The organism is Shewanella sp. ALD9 (assembly GCF_002836315.1).
Classification (GTDB): Bacteria; Pseudomonadota; Gammaproteobacteria; order Enterobacterales; family Shewanellaceae; genus Shewanella.
Genome location: NZ_PJCD01000041.1, coordinates 192,481 through 210,497 on the forward strand (window position 1 = coordinate 192,481; position 18,017 = coordinate 210,497).

Genomic DNA, 18,017 nt, shown 5'->3' on the forward strand with positions numbered 1-18,017 from the left:
TAAACAATAGATCCATCTGCTTCACTTATCAGTTCTGATCACTTGCTTTAACCACTCAGCCCCACAATCTCCAAGCTAGCCCCGATGCGCGTGATGTGGCTTGTTTGCTGGCTTTTTCAAATATCATATTCGTGCCTAAACAATAAAAATGGTTTTTAGCGCGGGTGATGGCGGTGTAAAGCAGTTCTTTACTGAGTAGCTGCCATTGGGCGGAGCTGGGTTTATGTGGCAATACAAAGCTGACTTTATCAAACTCGCTGCCTTGGCTTTTGTGTACTGTCATGGCGTAGCAAGTGTCGTGGCTGGGTAAGCGTGCGGGTAATACTTTAAGCAGGCTGCCATCGGCCATAACAAAATGGGCCATTAAGCGACTTGGCTTAGTGCTGTCTTGCAAGATTAAACCAATGTCGCCATTAAATAAGCCTAAGTTGTAATCGTTACTTTGAATAATGATTGGTCGGCCTAAATAGAACTCATTTTGAGGATTAATCAGTTTGGCGTGTTTAAGGCTGTCGGTGATGGCGATATTCATGCCCTCAACCCCAAATTCACCTGCTCGCATGGCACACAAGACTCGATATTGGTTAAAGCTGTCGATGATGGTTTGTTCAGAATGCGGCAATGTTATGGCGCAGTCCTGTCGATCCGCTTGATCGATAATGGCCTGTTGATTTATCCTTTGCTGATTTTCCTGTACCAAACTTAGATACTCACCATAAGCCTGTACCGATAATGCCAATAACGCTTGTTTACCTGTGTTATCTCCCTGGGCATTATGCTGATGTTCAAACCAATTCAATTCGGCATGATCATGTTGCCATACTTGACGAATCGCATGCACATTTGATTGATTAACCGCATTGGCTAATAACCCAATACCGGCATCACCTTTAAAACGATGGCTGTGCATCAACATACACAAACTGTCACCAATTTTAGGCTGTTGATGAATAAACTGACTGACATCTTGTTGGGTTAATTGCTCAATGAGCTTTGCCTGTGCTGCGCTGTAACGCATTGACCATGGCGATGCCTCATGCTGATTAGCTTGTTTTAAGCCAACACAAATATCCGCCAGCACTGCGCCAGCTTCTACTGATGCGAGTTGATCTTGGTCGCCTAACAATATCAAACGGCCATGAGACGGCAGGGCGCTGAGTAATTTATACATCATGGGTAAGTCGACCATCGATGCTTCATCAACCACCAGTAAATCTAAGCGCAACGGATTATCCTGATGATGCCTAAATTGATACGAGTTTGGGATAACCCCCAATAATCGATGCAATGTTGAGGCTTCTTCAGGTATTTGTTTTAGCGAATCAGTTAATACTTTCGCCAATGCAGGGTCGCTCACTTGGGTTAGCTGTTGCAGTAAACGATGTTTAGACGCCTTGATCGATTCACTCAGCCTTGCTGCAGCTTTACCTGTGGGCGCGACTAAACGGATGGTTAGCGGCGATTGGGTTAACAGTAACAATAATAGTTTAGTTACTGTGGTGGTTTTACCGGTTCCTGGGCCGCCGGTGATCACCGCTAATGCTTTGGCCAACGCTGTTGCAGTGGCTATTTTTTGCCAGTTAAACGGGCTGCTATTGCTGTCTTCTGCGGTAAATAAACATTCAATGAGTTGCGGCAGATTACTGTTAGCTAGGTCGATTTCAATCTGTTGATTGGCTAATTGGGTCAACTTAGCCGCCACTTGAGTTTCAAAGAAGTGGTACTTATTTAAATATAAGCGTCCATGTTCAAAAATCATCGGTTTATTGTCACCAGGCTGGCCGACGGCATCAAATAGCGCGATTTGTTCAATTAATTGTTGATGGTTAAGCTCAATCCGACAATTGATTTCAGCGTTGCCGCGGTTGTCTTCTGCCATGGGATTGGCTAAATTAATTTGCTCGATGACTAAACAACTGTGCTGATTCGACAATTGCTGGCTAAGCATGGCGCAAACAAGCAAGAACAGTTGCGGCTGTTGTTCGCTTATTGCGGGATCGTTATTGATGGTTTCAATACTGGCCAGCTCTAAAGCAAAATGACGATCGAGTGCTGTAATGAGCCGCTGTTCTTGCCAAAGGTGCAATAACTCAGTGATTGGATGGGTGAGTATTAGCATGATGACGTCTCCGGCGCACGATTGTCTGTATTACCTGAAAATAAGCGGTCGAGTTGTTCGATTAATGCTTGCGGTGGTTTGTCATAAAACACCCCCGCGCCAGGATGCTCAGGATGCATGCCGCGTAAAAACAGGTAATAGCAGCCGCCAATATGTTGCTGATAATTGTAGTTTGGTAATCTAAGCGATAAGTAACGATGCAACGCCAAGGTATACAAGATGTATTGTAAATTATAGCGATGAGCATCAATGGCTTTAGCCATGGCTGAGCGAGTGTAGTCGCTATAGTTATCGCCCAAATGGTTAGACTTATAATCGGCAATATAAAATTGGCCCTGGTGCTCAAAGGTTAAATCGATAAAGCCTTTTAACATGCCTTTTAAGGTATCAAAGTCGAGTCCGGCGACATAACCGTGCTGCTGCAAAATATGATTTAATTGCGATGCTTGTAAGGTTGAAATAGGCAAGTAAAACTCCATTTCGACCATTTTTTGCTTCATGCCTAATTGGCTTAATATCAGTGATGTGTCCTCTGACGATGGCTTGATAAACAGCGGCGCGGCCAATATTTGCTGATACCAGTCCATTAGCGGTTGTTGCCATAGGGCTTCGTCAAACCCATATTTTTTCATGGCTTTTGTTAGCGCAGGCGTCAGTTCAGTATCTGCTTGGGTAAAATCAAACAGTTCTAACACTAAATGCATAAAACTACCGGCATTGGCACCGCGCTCGAAGGTAAAGCGATCAAGTACGGGTTCGCTGGTGAGTTCATCTTGTAACTGTAATTGGATTAACTCATCGGTGAAGTCTTCATCGTCGGCACCGGGTGCGACTCTCTCGTGAGGCAGATGTTTCACCAAGCCAGAATAACTGCCCACTCGCCACGCAAGGCTCTGTACTCGAGTGACTTTTTTGGCCGCTAGAATGTCATTATTGTCGTTAATATCGGCGAGCACTGAATCGTCAACATCATTACTTAAACATTCCACACTCATCGCTGGTAAGGTGGCAATGGCATTCACTTTGGCTTGAATAAGAGCAAAGTCGGTTTTCTTGTCGGTAATACCCAACAGATAACCGATACCTGTTTCATGCAATTGACTGCTGATCCCCGCCTTTAATTGGCGGCTTTGGTTGGCAATATACAAATAACACACGTAAACCGGCCGTGTTAACGCCACATACAATAAGCGTAAATCTTCCGCGAGGGTTTCTTGTTTGAGTTGTTCCCAGCCTTCGTCGGTGGCGTCGATATCCCAAATGAGCTGCTCATTTTTATGGTACATCATCGGCGCAGGGCGTTTTTTATTGCCGCGGGCTAAGCTGACAAACGGCACAAAACAGACCGGATATTCTAAGCCCTTACTTTTATGAATAGTGACAATTTGCACCAAGTTCTGTTCGCTTTCTAAGCGCAATTGCTGCTCATCACCGCCATTGTTACCAATCAGTTGTTGTTCGTACCAATTGATAAGGGCGCTGCTACCATCTAGCTCAGTGGCCTTTTGCTGCAGTAATTCGGCTAAATGCCTAAAGTCGGTTAAGCGTCTTTCTCCTGAGGCTTTAAGATCTGCTGCGTTGTCGTCATCAGCATCATTAAAGCTGTTGTCACTATTGCTGCTATAACTGTTGTCATTATTGCTGCTATCACGGTGAGCATTAGCGTTATGTTTATCAACACTATTGATGTCAGCCGTGACAGATTGCGACAGATAACGATGGATCAGTTTAGTTTCGCTGGCAAAGTTAAGCAGCGCAGGCATAACGCCGCGTTGTTGCCACAACTGATGCCAATGAGTGAATTGATCTAATACCTGCTGACGTTGTTCTTCATCTTGGTTAAATTGATGGATCCGCTGGGCATTAAAACCAACAAGCTCAGTGGCCAGCGCGGCGCGGATAGCACGTTCATTTTTAGGCGTGGCTAAGGCATACAATAAAATAGCCATTTCACGGGCTTCAATGGTGTTAAATACACTGTCTCGGCTTAAAAATACCGCACCAATTTTACGTGCTGATAATTCCGCTTTCATCACGGCCGCTTCGTTACGGTCGCGCACCAATATGGCAATGTCTTTGGCAATGAGCGGTTTAGCTTCCTGTTCAAAGCTGGTATTAACTCGGCATAATCCCTGTTGCGCTTCGGTGAGTAAGCGCTTTATTTCACTGGCAGCATCAGCTGCTAGGCGTTGTCTTGCGGTAGTTTTGTTTAAGCCATTTACATCGTCTTCGGCTAATAAGCGGATCCGCAACGCCGCTGGATTGGTTGTGGCTTCACTCAGGTGTTTATTGGCTGCCGATGATGGGGTTTTAACAATATCATAGGGGATAGCTTGGCTAATAAACGGGTCTTGGTGTTGGCTGAAAAGCTGATTAACACCATTGACCAATTGAGTCGATGAGCGGTAATTGGTGTCAAGATTATAATGAGCCTGTGTTTGTTGGCGCGCGGCAATATAAGTGTAAATATCGGCGCCACGGAAAGCATAAATAGCCTGCTTAGGATCGCCAATCATTAATAAACTTAAGCGCCCCTTGTTAGCATCATCATCGTTGTTGTCATTACCAATGTCGTCATTACTTTTACTGTCATCATTTTGGCTGTGCACAGTGGTATCAGCGGCTAAGTCCAGCTGTGATGCTAACGGCTGTTGATACACCTGATTAAAAATGGTGAATTGCAGTGGATCGGTGTCTTGGAACTCATCAATTAATGCGACCGGAAAACGCTTAGCAATAGCATGGGCTAGGGTGATTGGATTTTGGCTGAGCGCCATGGCTAAGCTGAGCAATAGGTCATCGGGTGTCATCAAATTGCGTTGCTGTTTTTGGCCAGCAAAGCGTTGGCGAATTCCCTCACGGGCGCGCACTAAAAATGACGGAATAAGCTGATTAATCAACTCAAGTAAGCGCTCAATATGCTCAAGTAACGGCGCTTCAGCAGCACTGGGGATAACGCCACCTTTATTGAGTTTAAGCTCGGATAATGCCAATTGCTCCAGCGCTTTTATTGGCGGTAATCCTTGGCCAAATTTTACCCAGTTACTAATGCTATCAAACAGTTGGCTAAGTTTAGGGTAGCCGTCGGTGCCTTTGCCAAAACGTTGACCGTTTAATGGCAGCGATTGCAATAATTCAAGGGTGCTGTCGTGCAGGCTTTGCCACAATAAAGTAAAGCGGCTGATACTTTGGCTTAGCTGTTGTTGTAGGGTTTCAAAGGCCAGAGGCTGCTTTGACAATACCGCTTGGCTTGCACCTAATAACGGTCGCAGCTTTTGCGCTAACACATCAGGTTCGGCAAACACATCACTAATGGCTTGGGCTAAAAAGGGCGGTAATGGATAACACACTTCACGCCAGAAATCGCGCACTGCATGGTGTAAAAACTCACTGTCGTCGAGGGTGAATTCGGACTCAAATAGCAATGACGACTCAAATGCCATGTCTGACAATACGCGTTGGCAAAAGGCATGAATGGTAAAAATGGCCGCTTCATCTAACGACTTTAACGCTAAGTCTAAGCGTCTTAACGCAATAGGACGTTCATCTTCCGAGGTGTCTTGGTAAAGCTGTTCAATAAACTCATCATTGACGGCTAAGCCTAAAAAGCGTTTAAACGCTAAGTTAATCCGTTTACGAATTCGGTCTCTGAGTTCTTCTGTGGCGGCGTTGGTGAAGGTTACCACCAAAATTTGCTCACAACTTAACGGTGCTTTGCCACCATGGCCTAACAATAAACGTAAATATAAACCAGAAATAGTATAGGTTTTCCCTGTACCAGCACTGGCTTCAATTAAGCTGGAACCGCTAAAAGGTAAGGTGAGGGCATTAAGCGGTGTCACGGTAATAGCGTCCATTAATGCGCTCCTAGTTTAGCTGCGTTGGCGATGAGTTGCGCTTGAATATCGACCGCGGTGCCACTGACAAAAGTGTCTAATTCTGCCAATTTATCTTTGTGATACTGGCTTAACATGGGTTGCAGCAAATGGATGGCTAATGCACCAAACCTAGCTTCGCTAAAGTCTTCTGGGAAATGGAATAAACGCTGGTTATGTGGGTCGTGCCCTTCGCCGAATTGGTTTTGGCCGTCATCCCATTTTTGCTGGGCTTTAAGTAGCTTTTCTTCATGGTCTCCATCGGTTTCAACATAGGCGAAGGCCGTTTTAGGCATAAAGCACAAGGGTTGAGTTTGCCCCTGAATAAAACCACTGATAAAGCGCAGGAGTTGTGCCTGCGCTTGTTCAGCAGTAATAGGCGCAAAGGCATGAAAATGGCCAATGTCGAGTAAGTAACTGAATTGATTTTTACCTATGCCTGAGGTGAACGAATTTGCCATGGCGTTGATGCATAAATGACGTAAATACACTCGAATAAAATCTCGTCCGTGGGCTGTGCCGGGGCGGTAATTGACTAAGCCTTTAGGCAGAATGTCGTCAATACGGCCGACAAGATTGACTCGCACGGTGGACGAATGGGCTGGATTTGTTTGTGCTGGTAAATCCTGCACAGATAGAGCATGCGCTGGAAAATCCTGCATCGGTAAATCAAAGTTAAGATCCACATTCAGCGTGTGCATGGTTTGTTGGTCTTGTAAAAACTGCACCCGATTAATCAACGGCGATATATCGCGTAAATATTGATTAATTAACAAGTCGTCGAACGGCGCCATGGGCAATTCACCGCTGGTTTTGAGCTTGCTGAGTAATTCGAAATCTGGGCTGTCGAGTTGATGTTCAATGGCATTGTCGAGCATGCGTGATTGCAATAAATAGCGTTCGAGTGCATTTAAGCTAAACGGTTCGTCATTGTCATCGGCTTGAATATCCAGTGATAAATCGACTTTTAAACTGCGGTTGAAAAAGAATTGCGCTGGATTACGATAAAAACGGATTAATGCCGACAATTCGAGTTCGACCACTTTAATGCCTTCGCTATTAATATGAGTATGGGCAAATACTTCATCCGCCTGTTCAGCCGACAAGGGTAATGCTTGCTCAAAAAAGTGATTGTTAATGGTCGCATTGGCTGGTGGCGGGCACCATTGGGCATTAAAGCTATGTTGCAGCTTATTCACACTATGCGCAGATAGTGGCGTTTCTCGGAAAAGTTTAGCGTCAAACGGCTGCAAAGGTTGTGCTTGAATAAGCTGTGCCAGTACGGTTTTATCGGCATCATCAAGGTTGATTTCGGCTTGTTGTTCAAGCTGTTGCTGTAAGGATTGCGGTAGGTAGCTGAGTTGGCAATACTCGACCAATTCAGACACTAGCATTGAGGCAATGCGCTCAGCATTATCGCGCTCACTGTGGCCAATATAACTGATGTAAAGTTGTTCCCTGGCCGACAGTAATGCTTCTAAAAATAAGTAGCGGTCGTCTAATCGACGCGAGCGATCGCCTTTTTTAGGGCCAAAATGCGCCATTAAATCAAACCCGACAGGATGTTGAACCCGCGGGTAAACGCCGTCATTCATTCCCAGCAAGCACACCACTTTAAAGGGGATTGAGCGCATTGGCATTAAGGTACAAAAATTCACGCTACCAGCCAGGTAACGTTGGCCGACCCGAGATTCAGTTAAGCGCTGATTAAACCACTGCTTTAGGACTTCAATATCGACTTGGCCTTGATGTCCAGCACTTTCAAGCTCAGTGTCTAGGGTGACTAATGCATCTCGAATGGCTTGAATTTGTTCACGCTCGTCATCTGTGGTGTCGTAGCAATCGGCGAGTAGTTGTTGTAATTGTTCAAGGCGCTCTGCGGTGCTGTAGTCATTGGCAAATAAGTTGAAATAAGTATCGATGGTTTCTAAAAAGTTGAGCAACTTACCTAATGCTTGCGATGATTGACCTTCAATGCCTTGCACCATCAAGGTATCGCGATAAATATCGGCATCGTCGTTAAAGGCGTAGCCCAGTATTAAACGCTTAATGCCAAATGCCCATGAGTTTTGCGTAAAAGGCTGCACACCTAGTTGGCTACGAGTTTGCTCACTGCGGCCCCAACGGACATTCGCATCGTCTAGCCAACGGCGGATTAATGACAATTCGTCATCATCGAGTTGGAAACGACGCAAAATAGCAGGCACTTCTAAAATACCAATAATGTCTGTGAGGCCAAAGCGACTTTGATTGATATTTAGCAGGCTTAAAAAGCTATTAATCAGCGGTGATTCTTGCGCTGCGCCCCTGTCGGCAATGGCGTAGGGAATGTAGTAATCGCCTTTTTGCGGGTTTTTATCAGCAAAATACTGACTGTTGGCGGTGCCAAATACCGCATCAATATACGGTGCATAGGCCGCGACATCGGGCATCATGATCACGATGTCTTTAGGGCTTAAGTCGCTGTTGTTTGATAACAGCTCTAAAAGGTGATCATGTAAGGTTTCAACTTCACGCAGGGCACTGTGGCAACTGCGTAAGGTAATTGAGTCATCACTTGGCAATAAGGTGCGGCGGGCATGAATGTCTTGATACAAACTGGCGTTTGGCCCTAATGGCTGGCCGAGTGTTTCCATTTGTAAGATATCGTACTGCACCCCGTGCAGCAGATTATTCGGCTCGGGCTCAACATAACAGTCGTAACCAAAGTCGGTGTGTTCTGGCGGTAGAGACAGTAATAAATCTAAGAGTTCGCGGCCCATTTGACCATTATTAGCCAATATGGGATTACCTACTTCGAGTTTGTCTTCCCAGTCTTGGTCGAGTTGTTTTTTGTTGGCATATTGCAGCGCCATGCGGGCGCGGGTTTTCGGCTCAATAATATCGCCCCAATAATGCTGGCAAGGGCTGAGAGACAACATAATGACATCAATGCGACTGGCTAAATGGTACAGCACATCGAGGGTTTGTGGCGGCATGGACGAAATACCAAACACGTATAAGCGAGCGGGCAACATCGATAAATCGGTATCTGGATTAGCCAAGGTTGCAATTAAATCGGCATGTAAATTGGCGCGATGATAATGGCTGGCGTGCAAATGATGTTGGTTATAGTCGATTAATGCTCGCCACAGGATCGGTTGCCATTGCTGGTTTTCATCTAATGCTAGGCGGTTGTCTAGGCTCGATAATGGCTGGTTTTGCTCCCACGCTAAAATCCACTCAGGGCGATAGACTAAGTATTGGTCAAAAATATCGGCAATGCGGCCACACAGTTGAAATAGCTTAATTGCATCATGAGACTGATTAAGCTGCAATATGGCGTGGCTGTTTGTTGTATGAATATTAGTTTCAGTATCAGTATTCGCGTTTACATCGGTATCAAGAATATCTGTAGCAGCAATATCAGTTGTGGTATCAACTTGAGGCAATAAGTACTGTTTGAGTGGGCTAAAATCTGGGTTATCTAGCAGACTTGGTAATAAGTCCATTAACTTCCACGTCATCGCCGCTTTGGTAAAAGCGTTATCTTTTGGCACATCGGGCAGCAAGTCGTGGCATAACTGCCAAGTAAAACTCGAGGGTAACGGGAACGATAATGCGGCGGCGATACCATTGTGTTTAGCTATTTCTAAACGCAGCCAAGTCGACATCCCCGGGCTTTGAACTAACACATGCTCACTGGCTAATAAACTGACGTTATCTAAACGAATAGCCAACAGTTTGGCCAGTTGTTCAGACAACACTTCCATCTGATTAGATTGAATTAAAGTAAGCATGGTCGACCCGCTAATTTGAGATTAATTCATTCTATGGACTCTGCCTTAAATCATCAATCAAAACCGTTAATAATCAGGATGATTGCAGATGTTGTGCACAAGATCAATTGCGCAGCAGTCGCAAACGCAATCGGCGATATAACCGCTTAAAGTGTTGTTGCTGTTGCTGGGTTTGTGATTCCGACAGCGGTTGATATTTAAGTGCCACATAGGCATTGCTTAGGGCTGTAAAGTCAGCTGCCACTTGAGGGGACAGGGTACTTAAATGGGCGCTAACCGCTGCGGCGTAATCAAACGGGGCTTGACCTTGCTGGCGTGCGATGCCTTTTTTCGCTAAACGTTTGCAAATGAGTTGATAACGTTTATTAAGCGGATCTTGGTGGCGATCAACATTGAACAAACCGGCGTAATAGGCAATAACCAGTGCGATAATGATAAAGCTAACAATCATCAGTAAGGCTATTTTGGTGCTGCTAACATCACCCAATAACTTTGCTAATACTTGCTGTTTACGTTGTTCGTCAAAACCTAATACCCACACACTCCAGTAGTAATCGACACTGGCAAACTGCTGGCGTAATTCATTTAACCATGGGTATTGTTTCATGTGCAGCGTGCTAAAAGGGCTGTCTTGTAAGTAGCTGCTTTGGCTGTCAAAGGTGGCATCAAAGCCATCTAACACCCGCTGCGGTGCAATCATTGCGGTAGGGTCAAAACGTTGCCAACCTTGGCCTTCAAACCACACTTCGGTCCACGCATGGGCCATGTATTGATAAACACTGTAATAGCCCGCTTTAGCATTATAATCTCCACCCTGATAACCCGTTACCATACGGGTTGGAATGCCGCTAGCACGTGCCATAAACACTAGCGCAGAGGCGTAATGAGCACAAAATCCAGCACGGTTTTCAAACAGAAAATCATCAATTTGCTGCTCGCCGACACGGGGCGGGCTCAAGGTGTAGTAATAGGCTTGTTCAGCAAAGTAATTCATCATCGCATTAATGCGCGCTTGTGGATCTGGATAATCTTTGGCGAACTGCAAACCGAGTTTTCGGGTTTTTGGATTGCTATTGGCTGGCAACGCAAGGTTTAGCTGTTGGGTATTTGAGTCGAGTTTGAGACCCATGATCGTCTCAGGATATGAGGTCACTCTATAGCTCATTCGCTGATCGACAGGCCTTAACGAATACAAACGATAATCTGCTAATTCAACCACTTGATCATTGCTGCTAAACGCTTCATCTAAGCCATATAGCCATTTTTGATGACTGGGTTCGCTAATGACCACATAGTCGATTTTTTTACTGCTAGGATTAGCATTAGCACTAGCAACGTTGTTAGGGGCTTGGCGCATGGGCTTGTTAAAGTATGCCTGTCGCTGAATTTGTTGAATACTGGGGTCTTGACGCCAGGTTTTGCCGTCATAATTTTCCATCACCAGAGTACGCCAATACAAATCCTGATTGGCAGGTCCTAGGGTGCTGCCATCTGGATTATCAAAACCCACTCTAAAGGCTAATTCTGCTGAGCGAGTGAGCTTACTAATGTCACCAAATGACATTTCATCAGACAAACCTGTCTTGGCCGTTTTCATATTAGGCACTAACCATAATGGCCCAAGGCGTGGGAACACCACAAACAGTAATATGGCTAACGGAAGACTTTGTAATATTATTTTAAGGCTAAAACTGAGGTTAGCGACTTTGTTCGATTTGTCTTGGTAAACACTGATTAATACGCCGGTATTGAGCACCGCTACCGCCAATAAGTGCAGGGTATTAAGCATGCTTTGTTGATCAAGCAAGGTCAGGCCGATAAGGAAATAGCCGACTAACACAATGGCTTTAACATCTCTCAGTTCGCGCATTTCAATATATTTTAACGCGTAACCTAAAATTAATAAGTTCACCAACGCATTGAGCAAACCGATTTCACTCGACACTAAGGCGAGGGTGGTAGCGGCGCCAATGGCCAAAGTGGTTACCAATAGTTTAGGTGGAGCGGCTACTTTGCCGAGAAAAATCCCCACGCGCCAAACAAAACAAATGGCACAAATACCAATGCTCCACAGGGTCGCTTGTTGATGTAAAGGGCTGAGGATGGCTACATTGGTGATTAACAACCAAAACAAGGTATTGCGGCTAATGATGGTATCAAAGTTATCGGTCATGATGGTTCACCCACGGATGAGGTTGCCACATTACCTGGATTAAAATCGGGATTCATATGTGTGGGTGCATGATAAGTTGCAATGGCGGTATGACAAGCCACTCGATGGGCTTCGCCTGTTTGCTGATTGATAATATGCTCATCCAGAATTAAGCCAAATATTTGCTGCGATTGACTTAACTTATCGACTTGCCATGCGAGTTTGCTGAGCTTGTGTTCAATGTCATTGCCCGATGTGCTGGCCAAGGTTAACCAAACGGGTAATCCTTCTGGCTCAGCAAATTCTTTGGATAACATGCCTTTGCCCTGAGCCCATTTTTTCCACGCCACTTGTTTAAGTGATTCACCGGGAATATAGCTGCGTAAGCCTTTGTAGTCGTCAACACCTGGGCGCAATTTACCGTGTTCATTGTGGTTATCATTATCGCTAATATGGCTTGCCAATTCGATATCACACATTTCTGGTTTAGCGAAAATAACATGATGAATATCTAAGTCGACATAGGACCATGCGCGGCATAATCCTAACGGAAAGTAGGATGAGACTTTGATTCGCCCAGGGTTTAATTTGCCACGTTTAGGCTGTTCAAACGGCACAATTGCAATAGTTTGCTCGTGCATTTGTTTAACCCGAACATGGCGCTGGTAACTAAATTGCAAACAAATTTGTTGGTGGGTGGTGTCGGGATTATTTTGGCGAGTATGGCCGGTTAACATGATAGGAAATGGCATGCTGTCTTCGGCATAACCTTGCGGTGGCGTGACGGCATTAAATGTTAACCCTGCAAGATTTTTATAACTGTAAATTATGCAAGTATGGAACACACTGGCGAGCAATAAGCTTAAGCCAATCACCAAGTTATTTTGATAATTGGTGCCAAACAAATACAGTAAAACGATCAACCCAATCCACACTAATCCAAAACCACTGGGGAGAATAAAAATACCTTTGTGGCTGAGGGTAATCTGCTTTTGCGGTGGCAGGCGCTTACTTATCCACCTTGACCAGCGTTGGATTAACGATGCTGGAATTAACCGACGTAACCGAGACGGCTTAATAGCGCCATTGGCATAGGTTGTTGAAGAGTGCTTGTTTGCTGTCGTCGATTTAGCCATGTGCCTGCGCCGTTAACGTATTGGGTTGACGCTGGCGAGAATAGTGTCAGACAACGCTTGGCCTTGAAATTGACTACTGCTGCGAATGCGGTGTTCGGCAACCGAGGCAAATACCGCTTGAATATCTTCAGGTACCACGTACTGGCGTTGATTGATAAAAGCCCATGCTTTGGCTGCTTGTAGCAAAGCAATACTGGCTCGTGGCGATAAACCGTTAGCGACATTGTGTTGCCGAGAAAAATCAACCAAGGCAATTAAATAATTCAGTACCGCATCAGATGCCGACACTTGCGCCACTTGTTGTTGCAGTAGCATTAGCTCTTGCGGCGTTAAGCATTGTGATAATGATGCTGGTTTATTGGCTTGAGTGCGTGATTTTAACATGGCTAACTCGGCTTCTGCACTGGGATAACCGATAGAAATACGCATCATAAATCGATCGAGTTGCGATTCTGGTAAGGGGAAGGTGCCGGCTTGATCAACTGGGTTTTGGGTGGCGATAACAAAAAAAGGTGAACTCAGCGGATGGGTGATGCCATCAATGGTTATTTGTTGTTCAGCCATAGCTTCAAGCAAAGCACTTTGGGTCTTGGGGCTGGCACGGTTAATTTCATCGGCCAACAACATTTGATTAAATATTGGGCCTTTATGAAAGATAAATTGTTGTTGTTCTTTGCTGTAAATGGACACCCCAAGAATGTCCGCTGGTAGCATGTCGCTGGTAAATTGGATCCGCTGGTAACTCATGCCTAAACTGCTGGCAATACCTTGAGACAAACTGGTTTTGCCCATGCCGGGTAGATCTTCAATCAGTAAATGACCTTTGGCGAGGATACAAGCGACGGCAAGTTTTATCTGCTCAGGTTTACCGAGCAATACTTGGCTTAGTTGGTTAAGTAATGTTTGAATAGTTGATTGCGACACGAAAACTCCAACTGTTAGTAATAAACCGTTGTGGGTTTATTGTAAATGACGGTTTGTAGTGATGGTTTGTCGTTTTATTCTAAAGCCATTTCTCGCTATGGTTACTCGCTATGGTTACTCGCTATGATTTCTCGCTATGTTTTAGCGCTTCGGTTTCTAACTTTGATATATTGCCACGATTGCTCATTGCCTGATCCATATGGCCTATTGCATTTACCCACAAGTGGACTTCAATAATCAGCCAGTCTGTACCATATTTAAAGCATACGTTATCTTGCTGACGGGTGTGAAACAAAATACACCGCCACAGCGTGGCGGCTATTGCGAATAAAAACGAATAACAACTGCTAACAAAAACTAACTGCTAGCAACTAAAAAGGTAACTAACAATTAATCGTGCTTAATAAAGGTAGCTGAGTTCTTTTGAACTAAACATTCCTTCACTTAACGATTTTTGCTGTTGGAATATCATTCGATAACTCAACACCGCTTGAACATATTCGCGAGTTTCAGTGTAAGGAATCGTTTCAATAAAACTCATCACATCTAAGCTGCCATTAGACTGTCTTAACCAACGTCTCACGCTACCAGGACCAGCATTATACGCTGCTGTTGCCAACACGCGGTTTTGGTCAAACTGTTTAAGTAATTCACTGTAATAGGCGCTGCCTAACATAATGTTTACTTTAGGGTCGTACAGGTCTTTTACGTTATTAAAAGGTATTTTGTTCTTTTTGGCCGTTTGTTTGGCGGTAGCAGGCATTAATTGCATTAAACCTCTAGCCCCCACACCAGAGGTGGCATACAGATAGAACGCACTTTCTCGACGAGAAATAGCGCGGATTTCGTCAATGTCTACCGAGAACTTTTTACTGGCTTTGAGGAACTCATCGTTAGCCGCCTCAGGAAAACGCAGTACAAGTGAATTCCATAATTTGCCCTGAATACTGGATTCAACACTAAACGCATGCCAGCCATTGCTTAAGGCAAATAGACCATATTGGGCGGTCATTTCACTGTTGTGGCGGCGCATTAAATACAGCCATTCGTTGCGAGCATCAATTTGCTTATCTAAAGCCATTAATTCGACTACGCGCGCCAAACCAGGGTCTTGGTTTAATGTTGCTTGCAACGCTGGATTAGGGGCTAAATTGTCGTCGTTCATCGCCAGAGGTTTGCCTAACGCTTCAGCCGCATTAAAACCGTAAAAATTACGTTCACCACTTAAGGTTGACTGTAATTGGGTTGCGCGGTTTTTGTCATGGCGCGAGGTCATTTTAGCTTGCCAATATTGCCAGCGAGAATCGACCTTACCTTGATCGCTCAATAACGCTAAATACTTTTCTACTGTGCTGAAGTCTTGCTCACGAATAGCCCAACGTAGGCGCATTTCGTATAAATCGTCCGATTTCAGTAATGGCAGCATGGTATCAATATGCGCCACCAGTTTGGCGTCTTGCTTAATCAGCGCTCGGCGGACTAAATAGCGATTGAGCTGGCGCGCTTCAAGGTCGCTGAAGCGGTTGGCTTTTTGATATTTAACGTACAATTTAATCGCTTGATGTAAATCCTTTTGCGCTAGCTTACGTAAGCCGGCATCAACAATATCGCCCACTATGGGTTTAGAGCTGGAAAACTTGTTCATGTGACGTAAAATATTAGGGTCGCGATAAACCGACAATAGTAGTTTGGCTTCATTATCGTGTTGGGTGACTTTTTGCGATAAATAACTCAGCAAACTGGATTGACTAGCATTAAAGCTGAGCAACATCCGCGCCCAAATGAGCTCCTGGGTGCGATAGCCCGCTTTAGTCCATTGGTTTATCACCGCATCGCATTCATTGGGACGTGAATAGCCATGAACCCATAAACGTTCTATGCCTTTGTAAGCCATGGTTTCGTTACCAGCATCAAGTTGAGCCTGGTAGTAATAACACTGTAAGCGCACATCGTTAGGAGTGTCTGGCGCTATCACTAGAAAGTCTTGCCAACGCTGTTTTTTACCGGCATTGAGCAGGTAGCGATAACGCGCATTGTTATAAAGTGGCGTGGTATCAAATTGGTTGATGGCATTGAGCGCTTTGTCGCCAGGAGATTGCACTATGCTGTCGATTTTTGCGTGGTAATCAAGGTAAACCGTTAATGGATAGTCGCCGAGTTGGTTGCGAAGGGCTTGATACTTGTCGAGCTGTTTTTTATCCAGAGCTTGGCGAGCATCAAGATAGCGTTGCTGTTGTGAAGTCAGCGCATTAGCTTGGCTAATAAAGGCCAATGATGTACTAAGTAATAATGCGCCTGTAATTAAAGTGTTCGCCCAAGTTTTACGCATTTAAATGACAATCTCCGCCTCTGTATTTCGTTTGCTATCAGTATGTGTTTGATAAATGATTGCTAATAAGTGTTGCTGTAAATAAATATGTTACGGCTTGAGTGACTATTAACCTTGTTGCTTAAATAAAGATTAATCATCACTCATTTTATCGATTAACTATTACTGGCGTGCTTTTCGACTGACTCATCAAGTGCACGGTTGAGCAATTGTTTATCTAACTGCTTACTGGTGTCTACGCCTAATTGCTGCATGTAATGCGCTTGTCTAATGACGTTACCTTTGCCCGAAGACAATTTTGCCATGGCACTTTGATAGCTTTTATCTGCCGTATCTAGGGCGCGCCCGAGTTTTTCCATATCTTCCAAATAGCCGCATAATTTGTCGTAAATACGACTTGCTTGTTTGGCGATATTTTGGGCATTTTGATTTTGGTACTCATAACGCCATATATTATTGATAGTACGCAAAGCCACTAATAAGTTAGTCGGACTGACCAGCATAATATTTTGCTCTAAAGCGAAATTGACTAAGCTTGGGTCGTATTCAATGGCCAGTAAAAATGCCGGCTCAATGGGAATGAACATTAGCACATAGTCCAAGCTCTTAAGGCCATGCAACTTATGATAATCTTTTTGACTAAGGCCTTTAATATGCTGCCTAATTGATAATGCATGTTCTTTTATGGCTTGGTCGCGAATAACTTTGTCTTCGCTATTAAAGTAACGTTCATAGCTAACTAACGACATTTTGGCATCGATTACTACGTCTTTTTGCTCGGGTAAATGCACAATCACATCGGGCTTAAAACGCTTGCCGTTATCGTCTTTTAAATCTTGTTGGGTTTGGTACTCATGGCCTTCGCGTAAACCACTTTCTTGTAGTACGCGCTCTAAAATGACTTCACCCCAATTACCTTGCTGCTTGTTGTCACCTTTAAGCGCTTTAGTCAGGTTAATGGCGTCTTGGCTCATTTTTAAGTTGAGATCGCGCAAATTATCTAACTGGTGTTTCAACGCGCTTCGTTCAGATTGCTCATGAGTATACGACTCTTGAATTTGACGTCTGAAACCTTCTAATTGTTGTTTCAGTGGCCCGAGAACACCGTCAATTTGCGAGACGTTTTGTTGTTTAAAGCTTTCACTGCGTTCTTCAAAAATCCGATTAGCCAGGTTTTCAAATTGCAGTTTAAGGCGTTCTTCAGCGGACTCGAGTAGCACGATTTTATCTTGTAATGACTTTTGCTCTGTTTCTGCTTTGACCAAAATCGTTTGTTGCACCGCGTTTGACTTGGCTAAGTTGAGCTGCGATTCCATTAAACGATGTTGGGTGTCGACCATTTGTTGCTCGACGAGGTTAACCCTGTCTGCTTTGGTTTCTGCGCTGGAAAGTTGGCCAATCAAATCTTCTATCTTGCTTTGCAGATGATTACTGTGATCGATTTTATCATCGAGATTATCTTGTAATCTCGACATTTCTATTTGAACTTCGTTGAGCTGTTGAAGTGTTTGTTGTTCATGTTGAAGTTTAAGCTGCTCCCATCGTTTACGAGTTAATCGTTGATTGATTAGGGCGCCAATTAAAAAGGCAACAAACGCGACAGCAATCACAGCTGCAATTTGAGGAGGAGTTAACGACACTGCAAAAGGCATAACAAAAACCGATAGAAAATAATGGTTAAGGGTCGCACGGCTAATAAGCAG

At 44.4% G+C, this 18,017-nt stretch carries 8 protein-coding genes; all 8 read right to left on the minus strand.

Features of this window, described 5'->3' with window-relative positions:
- Positions 1 to 55 precede the first annotated feature (55 nt).
- Positions 56 to 2,119, minus strand: coding sequence for an exodeoxyribonuclease V subunit alpha (gene recD / locus CXF88_RS17565; RefSeq protein WP_101087956.1), 2,064 nt, complete (start codon positions 2,117 to 2,119; stop codon positions 56 to 58).
- Complete coding sequence (locus CXF88_RS17570; protein ID WP_101087958.1) at positions 2,113 to 5,976, minus strand: UvrD-helicase domain-containing protein; 3,864 nt, start codon at positions 5,974 to 5,976, stop codon at positions 2,113 to 2,115. The genes recD and CXF88_RS17570 overlap by 7 nt, the downstream gene beginning before the upstream one ends.
- Positions 5,976 to 9,773 carry an exodeoxyribonuclease V subunit gamma gene (gene recC / locus CXF88_RS17575; RefSeq protein WP_101087960.1) on the minus strand — a complete coding sequence of 1,266 codons (3,798 nt, stop codon included), beginning with the start codon at positions 9,771 to 9,773 and terminating at the stop codon, positions 5,976 to 5,978. Before recC ends, CXF88_RS17570 begins: the two co-directional genes overlap by 1 nt.
- Positions 9,774 to 9,876: 103 nt before the next feature.
- A complete protein-coding gene (locus tag CXF88_RS17580; RefSeq protein ID WP_101087962.1) occupies positions 9,877 to 11,946 on the minus strand; it encodes a DUF3488 and transglutaminase-like domain-containing protein in 2,070 nt (689 codons plus the stop codon).
- The gene (locus tag CXF88_RS17585; protein WP_101087964.1) at positions 11,943 to 13,061 is read right to left on the minus strand and encodes a DUF58 domain-containing protein; all 1,119 of its coding nucleotides are present in this window, start codon (positions 13,059 to 13,061) and stop codon (positions 11,943 to 11,945) included. Before CXF88_RS17585 ends, CXF88_RS17580 begins: the two co-directional genes overlap by 4 nt.
- A gap of 12 nt (positions 13,062 to 13,073) precedes the next feature.
- Complete coding sequence (locus tag CXF88_RS17590; RefSeq protein WP_101087966.1) at positions 13,074 to 13,985, minus strand: MoxR family ATPase; 912 nt, start codon at positions 13,983 to 13,985, stop codon at positions 13,074 to 13,076.
- 400 nt (positions 13,986 to 14,385) lie between these two features.
- A complete protein-coding gene (locus tag CXF88_RS17595) occupies positions 14,386 to 16,314 on the minus strand; it encodes a transglycosylase SLT domain-containing protein (RefSeq protein WP_101087968.1) in 1,929 nt (642 codons plus the stop codon).
- Positions 16,315 to 16,469: 155 nt separating this feature from the next.
- Positions 16,470 to 17,966 (minus strand): DNA recombination protein RmuC, encoded by a 1,497-nt coding sequence (gene rmuC / locus CXF88_RS17600; RefSeq protein WP_101087970.1) that lies wholly within the window; start codon positions 17,964 to 17,966, stop codon positions 16,470 to 16,472.
- Between the last annotated feature and the right edge of the window lie 51 nt (positions 17,967 to 18,017).